This is a genomic window from Streptomyces tricolor (assembly GCF_002155905.1).
GTDB lineage: Bacteria > Actinomycetota > Actinomycetes > Streptomycetales > Streptomycetaceae > Streptomyces > Streptomyces tricolor.
In genome coordinates this window covers 1-578 of record NZ_MUMF01001033.1, presented here as the reverse complement: position 1 = coordinate 578, position 578 = coordinate 1, and the positions used below count along the sequence as shown (strand labels likewise).

Below are 578 nucleotides of genomic sequence, written 5' to 3'. Positions count from 1 at the left end.
GGGTGGGCCCGGGCGGGGACACGGGTGAAGCGGATGTGGATATACCCGAAACATCCGGTTCAGGGGAATGGGGTGGGGCGTGGCCGATGCTCATGAATGCTCCACGGGGAGGAGGGCCGGGAGTTGGGAGATGCGACTCCGCGTCACGTTTGTGTCATGCCTACGTCAACGGCGCGTCAGGGGGCACGCGCATCAGGCGCACGCATGAGCCCGCGGAGCCCGCGAGGGGGAGGAGGGGAGAGAAGGCAGGGAAAGGCGTCAGCAGCCGCGGCGACACGCGGCGGACGTCACCCGCAGCAGGTCGATGTGACCGCGCGTGGTGAGCAGGGCTGAACGCAACATGCGGCTGAACGTAGCCAGATGGCGGCGACCCGGTCAACGGCGTCTCGTCCAGTGGACCGGCCGTCTCGCAAGACGGTGGCGCCGCGGCGTGTGAAAACCGGCGCATGGGTCAGGATGGGGGCATGTCCGATGCCTTCACCACACGCATGCTGCACGTCTCCACCGGTACCCGGGAACGCGTCGTCGACCTCACCGCCGACTGCGAGGAATTCCTGCGGGAGGTGGCGGCCGGCCGC

General features: G+C 68.7%; 1 protein-coding gene. It reads right to left on the bottom strand.

All coding sequences use genetic code 11. The annotated features are described in order from the left end of the window. Positions 1-258: 258 nt before the first annotated feature. Positions 259-342 carry a putative leader peptide gene (locus tag CCN44_RS47715; protein ID WP_311737185.1) on the bottom strand — a complete coding sequence of 28 codons (84 nt, stop codon included), beginning with the start codon at positions 340-342 and terminating at the stop codon, positions 259-261. Between the last annotated feature and the right edge of the window lie 236 nt (positions 343-578).